General features: G+C 66.5%; 16 protein-coding genes. 4 read left to right on the top strand and 12 right to left on the bottom strand.

Annotation, left to right across the window (positions count from 1 at the left end; genetic code table 11):
• The first annotated feature begins 105 nt into the window (after positions 1–105).
• Together ACAX67_RS11030 and ACAX67_RS11025 are read left to right on the top strand one after the other, a co-directional pair.
• Positions 106–381 carry a CRISPR-associated protein Cas2 gene (locus ACAX67_RS11030; protein WP_370703895.1) on the top strand — a complete coding sequence of 92 codons (276 nt, stop codon included), beginning with the start codon at positions 106–108 and terminating at the stop codon, positions 379–381.
• 282 nt (positions 382–663) lie between these two features.
• On the top strand, positions 664–1,551 hold the full coding sequence (locus tag ACAX67_RS11025; RefSeq protein WP_370704531.1) for a sce7726 family protein: 888 nt from the start codon (positions 664–666) through the stop codon (positions 1,549–1,551).
• A gap of 59 nt (positions 1,552–1,610) precedes the next feature.
• On the opposite strand, the gene ACAX67_RS11020 is transcribed toward ACAX67_RS11025, so the two are convergent.
• From ACAX67_RS11020 to ACAX67_RS10965, 12 genes are all read right to left on the bottom strand, one after another.
• The gene (locus ACAX67_RS11020) at positions 1,611–2,579 is read right to left on the bottom strand and encodes a sce7725 family protein (RefSeq protein WP_370703894.1); all 969 of its coding nucleotides are present in this window, start codon (positions 2,577–2,579) and stop codon (positions 1,611–1,613) included.
• Positions 2,580–2,981: 402 nt separating this feature from the next.
• Complete coding sequence (locus ACAX67_RS11015) at positions 2,982–3,971, bottom strand: tyrosine-type recombinase/integrase (protein WP_370703893.1); 990 nt, start codon at positions 3,969–3,971, stop codon at positions 2,982–2,984.
• 214 nt (positions 3,972–4,185) lie between these two features.
• The gene (locus ACAX67_RS11010; protein ID WP_370703892.1) at positions 4,186–4,461 is read right to left on the bottom strand and encodes a hypothetical protein; all 276 of its coding nucleotides are present in this window, start codon (positions 4,459–4,461) and stop codon (positions 4,186–4,188) included.
• Between the two features lie 436 nt (positions 4,462–4,897).
• Positions 4,898–6,580, bottom strand: a complete 1,683-nt coding sequence (locus ACAX67_RS11005) for a ThiF family adenylyltransferase (protein WP_370703891.1) — start codon at positions 6,578–6,580, stop codon at positions 4,898–4,900.
• A gap of 4 nt (positions 6,581–6,584) precedes the next feature.
• A complete protein-coding gene (locus tag ACAX67_RS11000) occupies positions 6,585–7,079 on the bottom strand; it encodes a hypothetical protein (RefSeq protein WP_370703890.1) in 495 nt (164 codons plus the stop codon).
• Between the two features lie 13 nt (positions 7,080–7,092).
• Positions 7,093–7,995 carry a putative metal-binding protein gene (locus ACAX67_RS10995; protein WP_370703889.1) on the bottom strand — a complete coding sequence of 301 codons (903 nt, stop codon included), beginning with the start codon at positions 7,993–7,995 and terminating at the stop codon, positions 7,093–7,095.
• Between the two features lie 4 nt (positions 7,996–7,999).
• Complete coding sequence (locus ACAX67_RS10990) at positions 8,000–8,263, bottom strand: DUF2604 domain-containing protein (protein WP_370703888.1); 264 nt, start codon at positions 8,261–8,263, stop codon at positions 8,000–8,002.
• Positions 8,264–8,412: 149 nt separating this feature from the next.
• Positions 8,413–10,245, bottom strand: coding sequence for an AAA family ATPase (locus ACAX67_RS10985; protein ID WP_370703887.1), 1,833 nt, complete (start codon positions 10,243–10,245; stop codon positions 8,413–8,415).
• Complete coding sequence (locus ACAX67_RS10980; RefSeq protein WP_370703886.1) at positions 10,238–11,188, bottom strand: hypothetical protein; 951 nt, start codon at positions 11,186–11,188, stop codon at positions 10,238–10,240. Before ACAX67_RS10980 ends, ACAX67_RS10985 begins: the two co-directional genes overlap by 8 nt.
• On the bottom strand, positions 11,178–12,122 hold the full coding sequence (locus tag ACAX67_RS10975) for a hypothetical protein (protein WP_370703885.1): 945 nt from the start codon (positions 12,120–12,122) through the stop codon (positions 11,178–11,180). The genes ACAX67_RS10980 and ACAX67_RS10975 overlap by 11 nt, the downstream gene beginning before the upstream one ends.
• Entirely contained in the window at positions 12,119–12,499 is a 381-nt protein-coding gene (locus tag ACAX67_RS10970) for a hypothetical protein (RefSeq protein ID WP_370703884.1), read from the bottom strand. Before ACAX67_RS10970 ends, ACAX67_RS10975 begins: the two co-directional genes overlap by 4 nt.
• A 1,333-nt stretch (positions 12,500–13,832) precedes the next feature.
• A complete protein-coding gene (locus tag ACAX67_RS10965; protein WP_370703883.1) occupies positions 13,833–14,828 on the bottom strand; it encodes a hypothetical protein in 996 nt (331 codons plus the stop codon).
• A 183-nt stretch (positions 14,829–15,011) separates the two neighbouring features.
• Here ACAX67_RS10965 and ACAX67_RS10960 point away from each other — a divergent pair, with 183 nt between their 5' ends.
• Together ACAX67_RS10960 and ACAX67_RS10955 are read left to right on the top strand one after the other, a co-directional pair.
• On the top strand, positions 15,012–15,866 hold the full coding sequence (locus tag ACAX67_RS10960; RefSeq protein WP_370703882.1) for an SDR family NAD(P)-dependent oxidoreductase: 855 nt from the start codon (positions 15,012–15,014) through the stop codon (positions 15,864–15,866).
• A 20-nt stretch (positions 15,867–15,886) separates the two neighbouring features.
• The gene (locus ACAX67_RS10955) at positions 15,887–16,651 is read left to right on the top strand and encodes a class E sortase (RefSeq protein ID WP_370703881.1); all 765 of its coding nucleotides are present in this window, start codon (positions 15,887–15,889) and stop codon (positions 16,649–16,651) included.
• Positions 16,652–16,729 lie beyond the last annotated feature (78 nt).

Raw genomic sequence — 16,729 nt, 5'->3', positions numbered from 1 at the left:
CTCGTTCTCCTCCCGCAGGCATCCTCGACGCGGCTTGCGGGGACCGTGGTCATCGGAGAAGGCGAACTGCATGAGTTTCGAGGAGTGGCGAGATGGAGGTGTGGGGTGGCGACGAAGTTGATTGCCTACGACCTGAACAGTCCAGGGCAGAACTACGACGAGCTCATTGAGGCGATCAAGGATCTCGGTGCGTGGTGGCACCACTTGGACTCCACCTGGCTGGTGAAGTCCACTCTGACCTGCACGGCGATCCGCGACGCGCTGGGCAGGCACATCGACTCCGGCGATGAACTGCTGGTGGTCGACGTGACCGAGGACGCGCGGGCGTGGAAAGGGTTCAGTGCCTCGGGGAGCAAGTGGTTGAAGGAGACGTGGGACTAGTCCGGCGTTGAGGGCGTCGCCTGCTCTCCGCGCACGGGCCGCGCCGCGCGGGAGGAGACGTGACGGTGCCCGCACCCTGTGATGGTGCGCAGCGCAGCCCAGCGGAGCTCCGTTGGCACCCGGTTCGCGTGCAGTGCTCTGCGCTGCGCGGTCGCCGGCGCCCTCCTCGAGGAGTCCCCGCTTGTCTCGTGGCCGGCCGCGCGCACCGTCTATCGTGTGCGACGCACGGAGACCCTTGCGCCGTTGAGATCGCTACGGCAGGAGAAACACAGCGTGGAGCAGATGAAGGAAGGTCCAGCCGTCGCGGCAGCGTTCACGCGACCGGTCTTTCGTGATCTTGCCAACGGCCGAGGTCTCCCCGAGGGGGTGGCGCGAACCCTGACGCAGGTCGCGGACCCTCCGGCCAAAGCCCGACGAAGCGTGGAGCTGGTGGGCGGGCGGAGTCTGGGGCGTGCCTTCGATGCAGCGTTCGGCGTTCTTGGCCAGCGGTACCGGTGCGAGTACTACTACAAGGCACAGATCGTTTCCAAAGTGGTGTTTGGCCGTCATTCGCCCCGTACGGCGACGCCGCTGATCGAGTTTGCGATGGGGGCGGCGATCGCCGACCTGGTCGTCGTCAACGGCACGACCAGCGTGTATGAGATCAAGACCGACCTCGACAACTTCGACCGGCTCGAGGGACAACTCGACCAGTACGGCACCCGGGCCGAGTTCACCAACGTCGTCGTTTCCGAGCGTCGTGCCCAGCAGGCGGTGCGGGCTCTGCCCGAATGGGTGGGTGTGCTTGCCCTGCGCCGCAACGGCGCGCTGGCCACTCTCCGGGCGCCCCGCTCCCGTCTCGACAGCATCATTGCCGAACAGCAGTTCCACCTGCTGCGAACCGATGAGGCGCGTCGAGCCGTCGCCCTCACGACGGGTCGCTGCGTCGACGCTCCGACCGGCGCGGCCTACCCCCTTCTGCGGGAGGCGTTCGCTGCGTTCTCGCCGACGCAGTCCAATGCTGCTGTGGTCGCTCAACTGCGCAATCGCGGCAGCCGGGCGGCTGCCCTTGTTGCGACTCCCGGTTTTCCCGCGTCGTTGAGGGCCTTGGCTTATGCGCAACCTCTTTCCGGCGTGGGCGCGCGTCGCCTCGTTGATGCGCTCGTCTTGCCTGTTCGCAGCGCGACCTGACCGGGCCTTCCGCGTTGGTCCGCCGATGGCGCAAGCTCAGCCTTCGCATGCGGCCGGCCTCACAATCTGAGGTGGCGCGCGACCAGGAAAAGGTGGTGTTCGATCTGGAGTTGCTTGTTCTTGCCCTGGCTGGTCGCGTTGCCTGAGGTGAGTTGGGCGGCGTAGTCGGCGAGGGCCGGGGATGCGACAAATCGATGGGGGTTGCTCGTGAGGACTCCGTGGAGGTGGGCGAGCGCTTCGAGGAGTTTCGACTGGAACGTGCCTTGGGCGACGTCGGTCTCATCGGAGACGAAGTGCTCGACCCAGAAGTCCTGGTTGGATTCTTCGAAGGTGAGATGAACGACCGCGGCTCCTGTTCGGCCGCCGCTGAACGACACGGTTGGCGGCAGGACGGTGAAGTCGGCGAAGCCGCCCAGGCCGGAGGCGGTGTGGGTGAGGTGGTTGTTCGCGAACAGTTCCGAGCCGCTGTAGTCGGCGTTGCGAACCTGCGCGGCGAAGTTGTCCATGACGCGCACGACTTTGCTGCTGCCGAACGCAGCGACGAAGTCGGCTGAGTCCACGTTGGGAAGCAGGAAGACGACCACGTCGCGTCCGGTGAGCGCGCCGGCTAGGTGTGCCGCTGGCAACGTTCTTTCGTTGGCCACGACGATTCCCAGGTCGCGCCCTGGGTGTGCGCCGGCGAACGCTGAGACGGCTTTGGTCGTGGCGCCGGCGCGGACCTTGAACGTCGGCCGGGTCGACCCGGGATCGCCCAGCGGCTGCGCCATGCCTGCTAGCCATTGCGCGCGGATTGTTGGGTCCTGGAATCGACCGACGTCTGGGTTCGCCACCACGTAGGCGACCGCGCCGTTGGCCTTCAGCGCGTCGAGTGATCTGGTGAGCTTGTTGACGTATCGGGTGACGTCGCCGTCGGGGCGTAGGGCCGGCTCGAGAACGGGGACGATCTGCTGAGGGGCACCGAAGTCCGTTGAGCGTGCGACGATCGCGGCGAGTTCGGCGTCGCGACCGTAGAGGTAGGGGGAATACACCGTTGACCTTCCTTGGGTGGAGGTGAGGGGCGGCCGCCACGTGGTGCGTCAGGATACACCTGACGCACACGGGTGCCGTGGCATTTCTAGTGCGGGTCGGTCATGGACTCGGCGAGCACATTGCCGGGCGGCGTTGCTTGGCGGCCACCGGCCCTGTGAGCGCCCTCAACTGCACCTTGAGGCGTTCCTCAAGGGCGTTCTCTCTTGGTCTGCCGAGAAGTCGAACTCGTCGTGACGCACGGAGTCTTTGCCGCTCGTGAGTGCATCAGCCGTTCAGACCTCGAGCAGCGTCGCCGGCCGGTGGCACAAGGACTTGAGGTGCGCGGCCTGAGCCGACTGTCCTTCTCGAGGCCTCTTCGGGCCGCCCTGTTTGGGTGACTCGACCCGACGAGCACGCCGCGATCAGTGACCGGGCGCCTCTTTCGTCCGCCTACGGGCGTTCTTGATGTGCTCCTTCTGCGGCACGAGGTACATGTCCTGGGTTGTTGAAGGCTTTCGGTGCCCGAGGTATCGCTGGACTGATGCCAGTTCCAGTTCGTATCCCCCTGCGGACTGTGGTGCGAGGGAGACCGACGCAAATGCGTGACGTAGCCAGTGGAAGTTCCAGCCCCACTCCGACTCTGTGGCGGCGACGGTCGCCAGGCCGCCGGCGTAGCGTAGCCATGCCTTTTGTGAGGAGGGGTGCCGGGGGAACAGCCAACCGTGCTCGGCACCGGTGCGGGCCCGGGCTTTGGCCGTCAGGTCCTCAAGAACCCATCGGTAGTAGTCCCACACGATCGTGGTCCGGGGTCGGCCGCCTTTCGGTGGCACGGTCGCGGGCCAGGGTTGGTGGCGGTCGAGCTGTCGCGTGACGCTGATCTCGATGTCGCCGTCCTCGTTGTCGAGAATGTCGCAGATGCGCAGCGCGAGGATCTCGCCGATCCTCAGCCCTGTTGAGTAGGCGAGAAGAACCAGCTGGAAACCGAATCCGGGATAGGCGCGTTCGAAGGCGACGGCGAACTTCTCGACATCGGTGCGGGAGGGACAGTGGTCGAGCCGGATCTGCGTTCGGGGGGTCTCTGAACGCCGCGCCGCGGTCTTCATCGCTTCGCTGAACACTGATTTGCGTTGCCGGTCGGTTCCGAAGGGGTTCTCGGTGGGGAAGTATCCGCGCGGTTCGCCGAAACTGACCATCGAGTTGAGCGTGCGATTGACCGCCTTGATGGTTGGTCCTTTGTCGCCGGCCGCGGTCATCGCGTCCATCAGTGCGGTGTAGCTGCGGATGCTCAGATCAGCGCACTTGACCTCCCCGATGGCGTCGAGGATGTGGGCGTTGAAGTTGGAACGGTATTGGTTGCGGGTGCCGGTGGGGACCCCGGTGTTCTCCATGTGCTGGACGAAGGCGCGCATCATGTCGCGCAGCGTCTTGTGGGCAAGGGCACCTAGGCCTGTACCGCAGCTGGCGCGGAGCCGGTCGGCCGTCGCTTGGGCCTCTTCTGCGGTCTTGTGCCGGATCCACTTACGGCGCCCCACTCCGGGCGTTCCGCTGGGCCAGTAGGTGACGCGGTGGCTGGGCAGGACGTGGACGGGTTGGCCGTCGCGCACGTGGGCTGATCGCGCCGGCCGGCTAGACACGACGCGGGTCCTTTCTGCTCGGACTTGACCTGACCGTTGGCTGCGTTGGGTTGGGTGGCGTGTCGGGCTGGTCGGCTGCCGCCGCGATGTAGGTCAGTACGGTCCCGCAGATCCAGCGGGGGATCCTTCCTATGTAGCGCGGCGCGGGGAACTCGGGGTTCTCTCGACGCTCGTCGGCGAGGTGACTTTCGGAGATGCCGAGCATCGTTGCGAGACCGTCGATGTCGAGGATGCAGTGCCTGTTGCATTGGTTGGTGTGGCCGATCATGCGGCGGACGGTGATCGTCGCCGCACGCCACGCAGTCGAGGTGCAGTTGTGGGTTCTGGCCGCGAGCGGACGCATCGGCAGGTCGGCAAATCGCCTTGCGAGTCGGCCCGTCGATATCTCAGGCCGATCGATTTGGAAGCAGGGGATTTGGAAGCAAGTCGCGCCCACGGGAGGAGTGTTGCTTCTAAGATACGTCAAAGTCAAGGGGTCGTGGCGCTCTCGATTCGGGTCTGCCGGACCGTCATCGGCCGCGGGCGCTCGGGTACAGCCCGGTGCTTCTAGCTGCGACCTCGATGGCGGCGGCCGTTGCTAGGTGTTGATGGGAGCAGTGGGCTTCGCTGTTGTCGTCGGCCGGAGTGCGCTAGGGCGCAGTCCGTTGCGGTTCGCGAAGCATCATGTCGGGTGTGATGGGCTCCTCGTGCTCCTCGAGTCGCTCTCATTCGCGCGATCCGGACGGAGTGACCGCCGCGCTAGATTCGAGGTAAGCGGCGTCCGAGCACAAGCAGTGCGCGGTCGGTTGGCGTGGGCGAGCCACAACTTGAGGAAAACCGCGAAGGACGTCAAATCGATGCTCCGTCGATTGGTCGCGGCGCTCGGCAAGCGCGACATCGCTGGCCCAGATCAGCTCTGCGGCCAGCATCACGCCTGCGAGGACGGACTGGTGGGCCAACGGCACGACGACGTCTTCAGAAAGGCCGCCCACGGGGAGCAGGCCGCCGGCGCACACGCCGTCACGGTACAGGGAACCGACAGTTCGCTGAGCCCAGTGCGACTCTTCCCCAGCGTGAACCACCCCGGCCGTCACGAGATCAGCCATCAGGCTGACTTCAAGCCAACGCTGGGCTTCCTTCGGATTCGGCATGGCGGGCAACCCGGGCAGGACGGGCAACGGCAATCCGATCGGCACCCCGGGGGAGAGAAGGTATCCGAGGATCCGCAGTGGCTCCTGGTCGAGGGCTGTGGCGATGAGTTCGTGTTCGCTCGGCAGTTCGCGGCTGGGTAGGTACAGACAGGCGAGGCATGGCTGTGCGCCGAAGAGCTCGTGACGCGACCAACCCAGGTCGTGCACCTGCGTCCATGCGTTGTAGGCATGCCGCGGAAGGGTGGCGGCGACCCCGACGCGATCCTGAGGGCTGTCGAGTGCCACGAGTACCCGCGGCGCGTGAAGATGGTTGTACTGCTCGCCCCACTTTCCCCGAAACGGATCCACGTTCAAGGGTAGATCGGTGAAGGCTTTCTCTACGAGTTCGACCTTGAATGCGCCGACTGAAGAACTGTCAGTGAGCACATACCGTTGAAGGTTCGACAGGGTCACCGTTTCCGGATCGACCACGTGAAGGGTGCCGGTTGCCGGCAGGGAAGCCAAGGCGTAGACGGTCGCCTGGCCGATTGCGCCAGCACCCGCGAGGTGCACGTGCCCGATGTCGAGAAGTGCGCCACCGCTGAATTCCGCCGGCCGCCCCGCGGGGGACTGCGCGGTGAGAAGGTCGATGCTTCCGGGTTGTCGTTGACGGCGGCCGCGTTCGCCGAGTTCGTCTGCGAACACATACCGAAAGACCTCACCCATGCCGAACGCCGCAGTCGCGAGCCAGGCCAAGGGATGCCCGGGTGGATGATCGCCAAAGGGCTGATCGAGACTTCGAGCGACGGCGGGGTCCACGTAGACGGCCCAGCCGGCCGCGGAGACAGTGATCTCGGAGCCCTCGCAGCTCCCCCCTGGCGAGGAGCCCCGTGCAGGCTCCGGCGGGCGGTCGGCGACTCCGAAGGTCAAGCGGACCGAGACGTCACCGCGTCCGCGGTCCGGCGTCATGGATGCCGGCGACCCGGCGCGGTTGATGATCTGTACGTCGGCCAGCGGGTTGATGCGCCGTACCAGCCCTCTCGCCTGCTCCTCCTCCTTGGTGGCGTCGTGACAGTCTGCCGACAGGTGGATGTGAGGGTAGATGCGGGCAGCGAGGTTCGCTGCTAGAGAGAAGGCTCGCCGGGCAGCTGGGTCGTCGGTGGCGAGGTGGAGGTGGACGCGGACTCCATCAAGCTTCGCCGCGAGCGTTGCAGGGTCGACCTCCGCGACAGGCCGGATGGCGTCCGCAACGCGAGAGAAGAAAGACGGAAGTGACACCTGCTCACCCTCCTTGCGATTCGAGATGGATCCGTGTCCCGGTAACGGCCGCCGGCGCCCACACACCCTCACCGACGAGCCGGTACCACGCCCACCGGTCGATGGCTTCTCGGCCGTGGGTGGCGAAGTCGGGGATGACGAGGCTCAGCGCTCCAGCCAGGGTGACGAGGGGAAAATGGTCGTCGGTTTCGGAGTGGTATGCGTCGGTCGGGTGGCTGTGGACCTGTCCGGCCGCCACCTCTCCCTGGTTGTAGAAGGCGCGGTTCATGTTGAACAGTGCCTCGCCGTCCACGGTCACCAGCAACCCGCTGGCTGTCTTGTGTGCCGTCTGCTTGGGCACGTAGCAGCTAGTGAAGGCCAGCGTCGTGTCGTCGAGTAGTCGACCGCCCCAAACGACGAAGCCTTCGTAACCGCCCTGTCCGGCCGCGCGGAGGAAGTCAAGGGTCGGATCGAGGACCGTGTTGGGGATCCTCAGGTCGCACACCCGGTTCAGGTTCACGCTCGTCTCACTCTCACCTTTGCCCGGCCGGCTCCGCCGCATCCTGAGCAGGTGCAGATGGCTGTAGCGCTGAGTCCTGCGAGGTCGGGAAAACGCCGACGTCCGGGGCCGACTCATAGCGTTCCCTCCGTGAGGGGGCTGGGTCGGTCTCTGCAGGCGGCACCTGATCCGCTGTTCCGCCTGTCCCTGTCGAGTCGGCCCCGTGACCTGCGGCTTGCTCCGCCACGAGCCTGTCGAACGCTTCTTGGTGGCTCTTCTGCTGCCTGAAGTTTCGCTCGATCGCGTCGGGGTCGTCCTGGAGCAGTTGGACCTGAAACTGGAAAGGCATAGAGACGACGTCGCCGCTGGAAACCTGGCGCACCTCCGCTGCGAATGCAGATCCCACGACGTTGCGAGCCATGCGCAGCCAGAGGCGCTCGCACACCGTCGCTAGGTCGCCCTCGTGGCGGTGGCGGTGCAGGAGCCAGTCGTCGCCGGTGTGCTGGGGATGGTTGTGGTACTCGCGGATGCCGGGCAAGCAGAGAAAGGGTTGCATGGTGTCTGGGTGAGCGTCGATGAGCGCGTCGCGTGGCTCGGTGCTGGTGTGGTCGAAGCTCACGGCGCGCACCAACGGCGGACTCGGCTGCCGGGAGATCGGGTCGATGAACGTGACCGACGGCGGCCACAGGTCGAAGTTCCAGTAGTCGATCCGCACACAGACCGTGATCACCGGTAGGGCTCGGCCGCCCATCTGGATGTGACGGACCATGCCAACGTCGACGGAAAGGTCGTCCACTGACAGCAGCTGCCACCCCCGCTGGGCGTAGGTCTCAGCGTGCTCGTGCCACTGGGTGATCTGCTGGTCGAACTTGGCGCGCGTGACTTCCGGGGGAACCAGCAGGGGTCCTCGGGCACGACCGTCGCCCGCGGCGGTCATCGTCTCATCCGCCGGCTCCGGCCTTCGGGCTGAGGAAGAGCGTCTGCCCTTCGCCGACGCCCGCCGCCTGGGGGGTCTGTTCGAGTGCGAGAAGCTGCCCACCTTCCGTGCGCAGCTCCCAGTCGTCGGGCGCCTGGCCGGTGTTGTTGGACTGGCGCAACGCTTCACGGGCTGCGTGCTCAAGCGTCTCGTGGATGTTGATGCGCACGTGCTCGGGGGTGCCCGAGACGACGATCACCAGGTCGACGAAGTTGACAGGCTTGGCCATGTCGTCCTCCTTGGTTGTCGTGACTGTCCGGGCATGGACCGCGCGCGGCGGGTTCCTGCCCTCATCACGTTGGAGGGCGGTTGGGCGGGAGGATGTAAACCTCTCGGCTTCCTAGAACTACAGTGCTGCAACTCGAGTTGCAGCGGTCGTTAGGAGTCGGGCTTGGTCAAGCTGCCCAGAAGCGCCTGAACGAGCGCCTTGGAGTCGTCGGCGGCATCGTCGAAGAACCCGCGCGGCCAGTTCGTCATGGCGCCGTCGCGTTCTGGCTTCACGGTGACGTAGGTGGTGGCAGCGCCTTGGCGTTCGGCGAAGACCAAAGCGATGCGGTCCTGTGTAGCGCCGGTCTCATCTTCGGCGGTGCGTCGGCGTAGACGGGTGACCAGGTAGTCGCTGTGGGTCTCGACGATGAGCTGCCGACCGCTGGCGGCCACAGCCAGCAAGAAGTCCGCGAGTCGCTGCTGCACGCCCGGGTTCAGGTGCAGTTCGGGCTGTTCGATCAACAGCAGGGAGCCTGGCGGAGCTTGGAGGCACATGACCAGGACCGGGAGGATCTGGCTAACGCCGGTGCCGACGCTGGTCAGGTCTAGCTCGAGGTTGAGATCGGGCTGCTTGACCGACAATTGCAGCCCCAAGCGGCCCCGGTCCTTGGTGCTGAAGTCATCGGCGACACCGAGGTACTTCGCCCAACGGTTGACTACCTGAAGCAGGGTCGGTTGACCGCTGGAGCCGTTGGGGAGCCGCGGCGGGTTTCGGACGTATGACAACTCATTGTTGTGGAGCACCGAGGCGGTGTATTCGCCTTTCATCCCGATGAAGCCGAGGTTGCCCGTAGGGGAGGAGGTGTAGACGACTTTCGGGTCCATTCGAAGCGGCCCGAGGTGTTGGACTCGGGTGGCGAGGAAGTCTTGGGCTTCGTTCACGGCATCGTTCAAGAGCTCAGGTAGGCCAGCGACCTGAGCCGCCAGCTTGTTTCCGAAAGGCCTTGAGGAAACGAAGCGTTCGAAGACGTCGAGAACTTGACTCCGCTGGATATCGTTTTCGAGACGCTCGGGGTTAGCGGTGTAGTAGTCGCGCAGAGCCTGGTAGATGGCTCTTCTGACGTTGGGGGCGTGCCAGGTCTCCTCAGGTATCTCGTTGTAGATGAACGTGAGGTCCTCGGTAACTATCCCGGCCAGGCGATCAGTTGAGACCGTTTTTGCTTTCTCGTGTGTGACCGGCTCACCGGTGGAGGTTAGGCGGTTCCGCCCAGGGCGGACGTTCGCGCGGACCTCCTCCGCGCGGAACTCATACCACGTCCAAAAGAGCATCTCGGCCACGCGTTCGGTATGGAGGTAGCTGCGTGGGAATCCGCCCATGATGCTGGCGTCGATGATGCCTGTCGGGCGCGCGTCCTCCTCCCGCACGTAGCCGTCGTACTGGATTTCGTGGCCGAAGCTTGAAACCGGGGATGGATGAGCGGCTTCGGCGGCGGCAAAGCTTGCCTTCTCTTCGTTCTCGATCAGGGCCCGCACCCGCGCCGCCACGATCCGGGTCGCTGCGGTTTGAGCCTGCGGCGTGCCATGGAGGGTGAGGTCCCATTCCAGATTGGTGTTGTCTTCGACCTCTCTTGGTCGACGATAGCGCCGTCGAACTGTTGCCATCGGCGGTGCGTAGGTGGCGGGTGAGGAGTAGAAGTCGGCGGTGCCCATGTGGAAAGAACCGCCGATCATGATCGGTTCGTCGCTCTTGGTGCCGCCGAAGCGGGTCTCCTCGAACGTTCCCAACCGGATTTGTTCGGCATTGAGGGGGAAGGAGTCACTGTTGGAGTTCGCGGCTTGGGCCGCTACTCGGATGGATTGCAGGAGTGTGCTCTTGCCAGCGGAGTTCGCTCCGACAACGACCGTGAGTGGGGCCAGCTCGACGTCGGCTTCCTGCACCGACTTGAAGTTCTTCAACCGCCAGCGGCGAAGGGTCAGTCCGTCGTACCAGGTGAACTCAGGCACAGATGTCCTCCGGCGCGTCTAGCGGTGCAATAAGGATTTGGTGACGTCGCCCGCTAATGAGTAGTTCGCGGACATGTGGATCGTCGTCTTGGACCGGACTCCACAAAAAGGCGAGAGAGGCGACGCGGATGCATCGCGTGGAGTCGGCCAGGCGACCTGTTAGCGATGCGAGGGCCCGTTGGAGGGGGTCGTCGTCGAAAGTTCTCAAAGGACTTCCGGTGTCGCTGGGGTGACTGGCCGGAAGCAGTTGTTCTTTGTGGCGATAGGCGGTGAAACGGAGCGCTTGAATCGAATCGTGGGCTGGATGCACCGTCGGGACGTCGAGCTGTTGGAGTCCTTCGGCCGGCAGCAACACCTTCTCCTGCTCCAGCAGCCGGGTGAAGGCTTGTGAGGCCCTCAAGTGGTCGATGACGTCGACGACGTCCAGGTCAAGCGCGGCGGGATCTGCGATGGTGATCGCTTCGCCGTCGATGAGCTGCAGTCGACATTCAGAAGTCAGTTGGATGAGCTGGTCGAGTTCGTCTTCTTTCCACGTCCAACGCGCGTCCTTGTCGTCCCTGAGGGCCACGCCGGCCGCGGGTAGTTCGTCGAGCGTGACATCGAGTGACGCGACGCGGTGGTGGAGCTGGACGAACCACGCTGGCCCGGAAACGTCGCTGAGGGCGATGAGGTCGTAGGGAAGTCCGGTGAGGTCCGTGCCCACGAAACGGTCCAGGTTGGAGCCGTTCTCGGTCTCTGGGGAAAGTAGCGTGACGCTGGCACAGCCCGTCACAGCGTCGACGTCGGTGATGAGAGCAAGGCGAGAGGGTGCGGCCTCGAAGTCCATCGGGTCCAGGCGCCGGATGTCGCCGGGCTGGATGCTGCTGCTCGGGCCCGTGGGGGCCTGGGGGGACTTGTGACGGTCGAGGGCGGCAGTGAGCCAATGGGCCCGCTCACCTGTCATCGGGTTTCTCCAGGGGTTCGGTGTGGGGAAGGTGGTCTGCGAGGAGGCGGTCTGCGAATCGCGCCAGGACCTCATCTTGCACGTGGGGGGCCAGTTCCCGGATCGTGGATCCGACGTCGGCAGATGCTTGTTTGAACTTCTTGGCTGCGGTCGGGCGAGAGATGCCGAGACGGTGAGCGACATCGGTGTCGGATCGGTTGGCGATCTTGAGTGCGAGGATGGTCAAGGTTTCGGCTGGCTGGTCGGTCAAGAGGTTCATGGTCTCGCGGATGATGAGTTCGTCGTCGGGTGTGAACGACCGGTCGGGCTCGTCCGAGCCTCCCTCGAATTGGATGAGGGCGCTTGGGACGTAATCTGACAACACCAGCTGGAGAATTTTTTCCATCTCGCGTCGTCGCAGAGCAGGGCCTGCGGTATTCGCTGCGATGGCGAGTGCCTGCGTGAGGTGCTCGGTGGTGTAGACGATCGGCGCGCGGTCGCTGTTGATGATCCGGACTCGGGGAAGCTTGGCAATCTGGTTGGCGCAGGCGAGGATCGCTTCGTTTGTTGCCTGAGGTCCGGGATGGTCGGGGGGGACGAATGCTGTGATGTCGTGGGCCCGGTCCAAGAGGTTGTCGATGACGGTACGACGGCGTCCGCGGGCTAGGGTGCGCTTGACGGTGCGAGTCAGAAGGCCACGTGCACTGTCGACGCTGGTGGCTACGGCGGCGATGTAGTCGATTTGCCCTTCGTCCAACAGTTGGCTCACGACCACGTCTTGGACGAGGTTCTCCAGAGCTTCTGTGTTCCAGTGGCCGGTCTCGCTGTAGACCGCAGGCGGGTATCGCTCCGCGACGCGATGCACGGCACCGGTGACTTCGGCGAGCCACAAGGGGCCGATGACGTCGCTGTCGTACTCGAGTCTGAGGTCGGCCCAGGTGGGCGGGGTGCTCATGAGCAGCCCGGGGCGGTGAGGACGCGGCGGGTGATGTCGGCGTCGGGTTCGTCGCAGATGGAGGTGTTGTGGTCCAGGACGCTCTTCTTGGCGGTGAGGGGGACGCCGAGGACGATGCGGCCTTCCTTGTCGATGTTGCACCGGTCGTACTCGGCGAGGTGGTCGTGGGCGTCGTGTGGGATCCCGCTGGTGCCGGTAGTGGTTCGGGCGAACACGCAGGCGACTGGGGTGCCGTCGGGCCAGGACCTCAAGATGACACGACGGGGGCCTGGTGCCTTCTGGGGGGCGAAGGCCACGTCGCTCTCGTCCACGCAGAACCAGGCGATGCCGGCTTGGGGTGCGATGTTGAGGCGCTGCCGGATCTCGGAAACGTCCAACGTGGTCTCACTCTGTCGTTGCCGGGCGGTGTCCTCAGCGCCTGGCGTGGTCAGGGCATTGCGTGCGGCGTCGGCGTCAGGAAGGACTCGACCGCAGGCCGTTCGATGGGTGCGGCGACAGGTGCCGCCCGGCGGTTTCGTCGCCATCAGTCGTCGTGGCGCTAGCAACTTCACTGTAGTGGACGAATGCGCCGCAACGTCAAAACTTCCCTGACGAGGGTCGTTCGCGTCGCAACTCTGACTTGGTGGTGTGCCGAGCTGGACACGCCGGATTCTGAAATTCGGCGTGAAGTCGGAGGATAGTGGGGCGCCGGACCTGTCGCCGAAGAAGAATGAGTTTGGCTCTGTGGGCTGGGTCGGTCGGCAGGGTAGGTCCGCCGAAGGTCCGCGCTGGTTCACCGGACGCTCCCAGAGCCGACCTAGGCGCCGTGGAAGCCAGCGCCGCGATCTGCCCTGACGTCGCCGAGGATGCGGCGGCCGGCACGGCTGTCGCCCTGTCGACGCACAACGCTCAGAACTCCGCGTCGCTCGACCAACGGCAGTGAAGTTGCCGGGCGCGAAGTTGCGTCGGCGCGAGGCGCTAACTGCCGACCCGTCTGCCGCCCCGGCAGGCGGCGGGCCGGTGCACTGATGCCCACGATGCCGACTCGGATCGTGCCTATGATGCGACCGGCGGGTGCTTGCGCCGCGGGTCGTCGCACTCGGCTTCTGCGCGAACAGCCGTCGGCGACGTCGTCGTTGCGCCTTCGGCGTGCGAGCGCTGGCCCTGGCCAACCCCATGCCGAGCCGCTCAGAATCACCTCGGGTGTGCCGCCTGTGTGCCACCCGGATCGCATCGCTGCAGGTCAGGAGCACAATTCGGGTATGGATACACAGATCACCCAGATCTACGAGGGCACCAACCAGGTCCAGCGCATCGTCATGGCCCGCCAGCTCCTCTCCGGCATCCAGTCGCAGCTCTGAGGATCGCGAGCCTGCAGGCGTGGTGCGGGGCGAGCCGGCCGCGCGGCCGGGCAGGGAAAGACTCATTTCACCCGCGCGCGATCATCGTTGGACCTAGGCTGCTCGTGCGTCGAGGTAGCGGCGCGCCGTCCTCGTGGATCTCAGGGAGCCTCTCTTGGCCGCAGCAGAGGCGCGGCGCGCTTCGGACGACGAAGACGTGCGCGAGTTCGTCCGGCTCATTGGGCGAGAGCCCTCGCCCCGAGAGCTCGCGATCTACCGCGAGGTGGTCGCGGGGTCCCGAGCGCGTCGCCGCTCGCAGCGCAGTCTCCGGCGCGAGATCGCCCGGCTGATCGCCAGGTTCTGAGCCGCGGGCGTCCTCGGTCCGGTGCCGCTACGCCAGGTTGCCCGCCGCCTGCTGTGCGTGCACGGTGTGCGACCTCCGCAAGCTCGGCAGCCAGCGGACGCTGGGAGCCGTCGAGACGTCCGAGCCGTAGACCAACAGCGCGAGGAAGACGCCGTAGACGGGCAGGTGGCCCACCAGCTCGGGCTGCCCGAAGAGCAGGAGGGTGGCGTTGAACGGCACCATCGCGACCAGCACGGCGACCTGGGGCAGGGCGCCCGAGATGATCAGCAGCCCGAACAGGAGCTCCGTCGCCCCGGCGATCACGATGAAGGTCTCGGGTGCGAGGTGGATGCCGACGAGCCCGAACACGTCGAGGGACGGGTAGTGGTCCAAGGTGTCGAGCGCCATCGCGGGATTGGTCAGCTTCTCGGTGAACGCGAGGACGATCAGCGCCGTGCCGACGCCGACGCGCAGGAGGAGCAGACCGAGTCGCAGCCGCGCCGCGCTCGGTCGGGCGGCGCCGTACTCGTCCCTGCCCGGAGGGACCACCACGAGGAAGGCCGCGACGGCGGCGAGGTTGGCGCACTCGCCGAGAGCGGTGAACCCGGCGACGAACCCGAGCGCCGGGCCCAGACCCAGGACGACGAGCGCCGCGTGGCGCACCTGGTAGCCGGAGATCAGCCAGATGCCGAGGGCCGCCTCGACGAGCAGGAGGGAGCCGCCGGCGGCGCCGTGCAGGTGGTCGTTGGACGGCGTGACGAACGCTCCGGTGGCGGCGAGGGCCAACAACGCGACGCCCAGGTGGATCCCGAGGAGCCGGGGCACCCAGGGGCCGAGTCGGCCGAGTGGGTGCAGGACGCCCAGCTCGGGACGGTCCACGCGCAGCGAGACCAACCGCCACGCGACGGCCACCACGACGACCGCCGCGGTCAGCACGAGGGGGAGCGGTGAGAGGAAGAAGGACCAGTCCCCCGCGTCGTGGGACTCGACGAACCACCGTTCGTGCTGCGTGATGACCGGGACGGCGGCAGGAAGGAGCGACATGGCTCCACCCTCGGTGAGGGACGACCGCCGTGCAGCACGCGAACGTCCTGACCCGGGGGGACCTTGGTCCTCCGCTGCGCCGCGCGGCTCGACGGAGGTGCAGACCGACGCCGGGACGATGCCGGCCCGGTCCGCGCCGAGGCCCGGTGCTCGCGCCGGGCGTGTCGATGGGATAGTGCCGAGATGCCGTTCGATGGTCTCCAGCGCCGCCTGGCGCGGCTCTCCCTCGACCCTCTGCCCGCCCCGTCCGCGCTGCTGCCCGGCCATGGAGTGCCGGTCGCCGGCAAGCGGGTCCTCGTCACGGGAGCGTCGTCGGGGGTCGGGCGCGCGGCCGCCGTACGCCTGGCCGTGGAGGGAGCGACGGTGCTCGCCGTCGCGCGTCGGGAGGACGAGCTCGACGCGCTGGAGACGGAGGTCGGGGGCAGGGGCGGCACCGCCCACGCCCTGCCGTGCGACCTCGCGGATCCCGACGCGATCGACGCGCTGACCGACGAGGTGCTCGCCCGGTTCGGGGGAGTGGACGTGCTGGTCAACAACGCCGGACACTCCATCCGGCGCTCGGGGGTGGACACCGTCGAGCGGCAGTACGACCACGACCGGCTGATGCGGCTGAACTACCACGCGCCGGTACGGCTCACCCTCAACCTGCTCGGCGCCATGCGGGAGCAGGGCGACGGACACGTCATCAACTCCTCGACCTGGGGCGTCCCCGGCGGACTGATGCCGATGTTCACCGCCTACCACGCCTCGAAGGCCGCGCTCGCGGCGTTCTCCCGCAGCCTGCAGGCGGAGGAGCGCGACCACGGCATCGTGCTGACCTCGCTGCACTTCCCGCTGATGCGCACGCCGATGATCGCCCCGACGGGGGCGTACGCCGCCCGAGCCGCGCTCGACCCCGACGACGCCGCACGCTGGGTCGTGCACGCGGTGCGGCACCGCCCCAGCGAGATGACGCCTGCCTATGCCACCCTGTTGGACGCGATCGGGCTCGTCTCGCCTCGTCTCGCCGAGAGGCTGGTGACCGCGGCCCGGCCGTGACCCGGTCGCGTCCTGCGGCGTTGGTCCGGAGGAGAACCACCCAGGAGGGCAGCACCATCACGCAGACCGATGACGACGCCGTGTCGTCGACCGACACCCGGGAGCGGGTGCGGCGCAGTCGTCCCCAGACCAAGGAGCCGGCCCGCCGGCGCCTGAAGATCGCGGGCTACGTGATGATCGCGGCCGGTGTCGCGGTCCTCGCCTGGGTCGCCTGGGAGTTCTGGGGCACCAACTGGGTCTCCCACCACCGCCAGGAGGAGGTCGCGAGCCAGCTCCAGGACGGATGGGCCGACGGCAGCGACAGCGTGCAGACCAAGTTCGGCAAGGCGACCGCCATCCTCCACGTCCCCCGGTTCGGGAAGGACTACGCCGTGCCGGTGCTGGAGGGCACCGACGACGACGTCCTGGCCGCCGGCATCGGGCACATGCTCGACACGGCCGACGCCGGCGAGAAGGGCAACTACGTCCTCGCCGCGCACCGGGTGACGCACGGCGAGCCGTTCGCCGACTTCCCCGAGCTGCGCTCCGGCGACAAGGTCTTCGTCGAGACCCGCACGGCGACCTACGTCTACCAGCTCGACTTCGGCGGCACCGACCTCGAGGTGCCGTTCACCGACGAGTGGGTCGTCCAGCCCTTCCCGCAGAACCCGGACGGTGGCGTGCAGCCGCCGGCCGACGTGGGCAAGCACCTGATCACGCTGCTGACGTGCGCCGAGATCTTCCACACCGAGCAGCGCTCGGTGGTGTTCGGTCACCTGGTGGCGACCGAGCCGATCCAGCGTTGATATCGCATGTGAGATCGCTTTCCCGACCCGGACGCGCGCCGGAGCGGCTGTTTCGCTACGCTGGACGTCGCTTTCCTT

It is taken from the genome of Nocardioides candidus, from assembly GCF_041321175.1.
GTDB lineage: Bacteria > Actinomycetota > Actinomycetes > Propionibacteriales > Nocardioidaceae > Nocardioides.
Note: the sequence above shows the minus strand (reverse complement) of the source record. Positions and strands in the feature narration are given on the sequence as shown.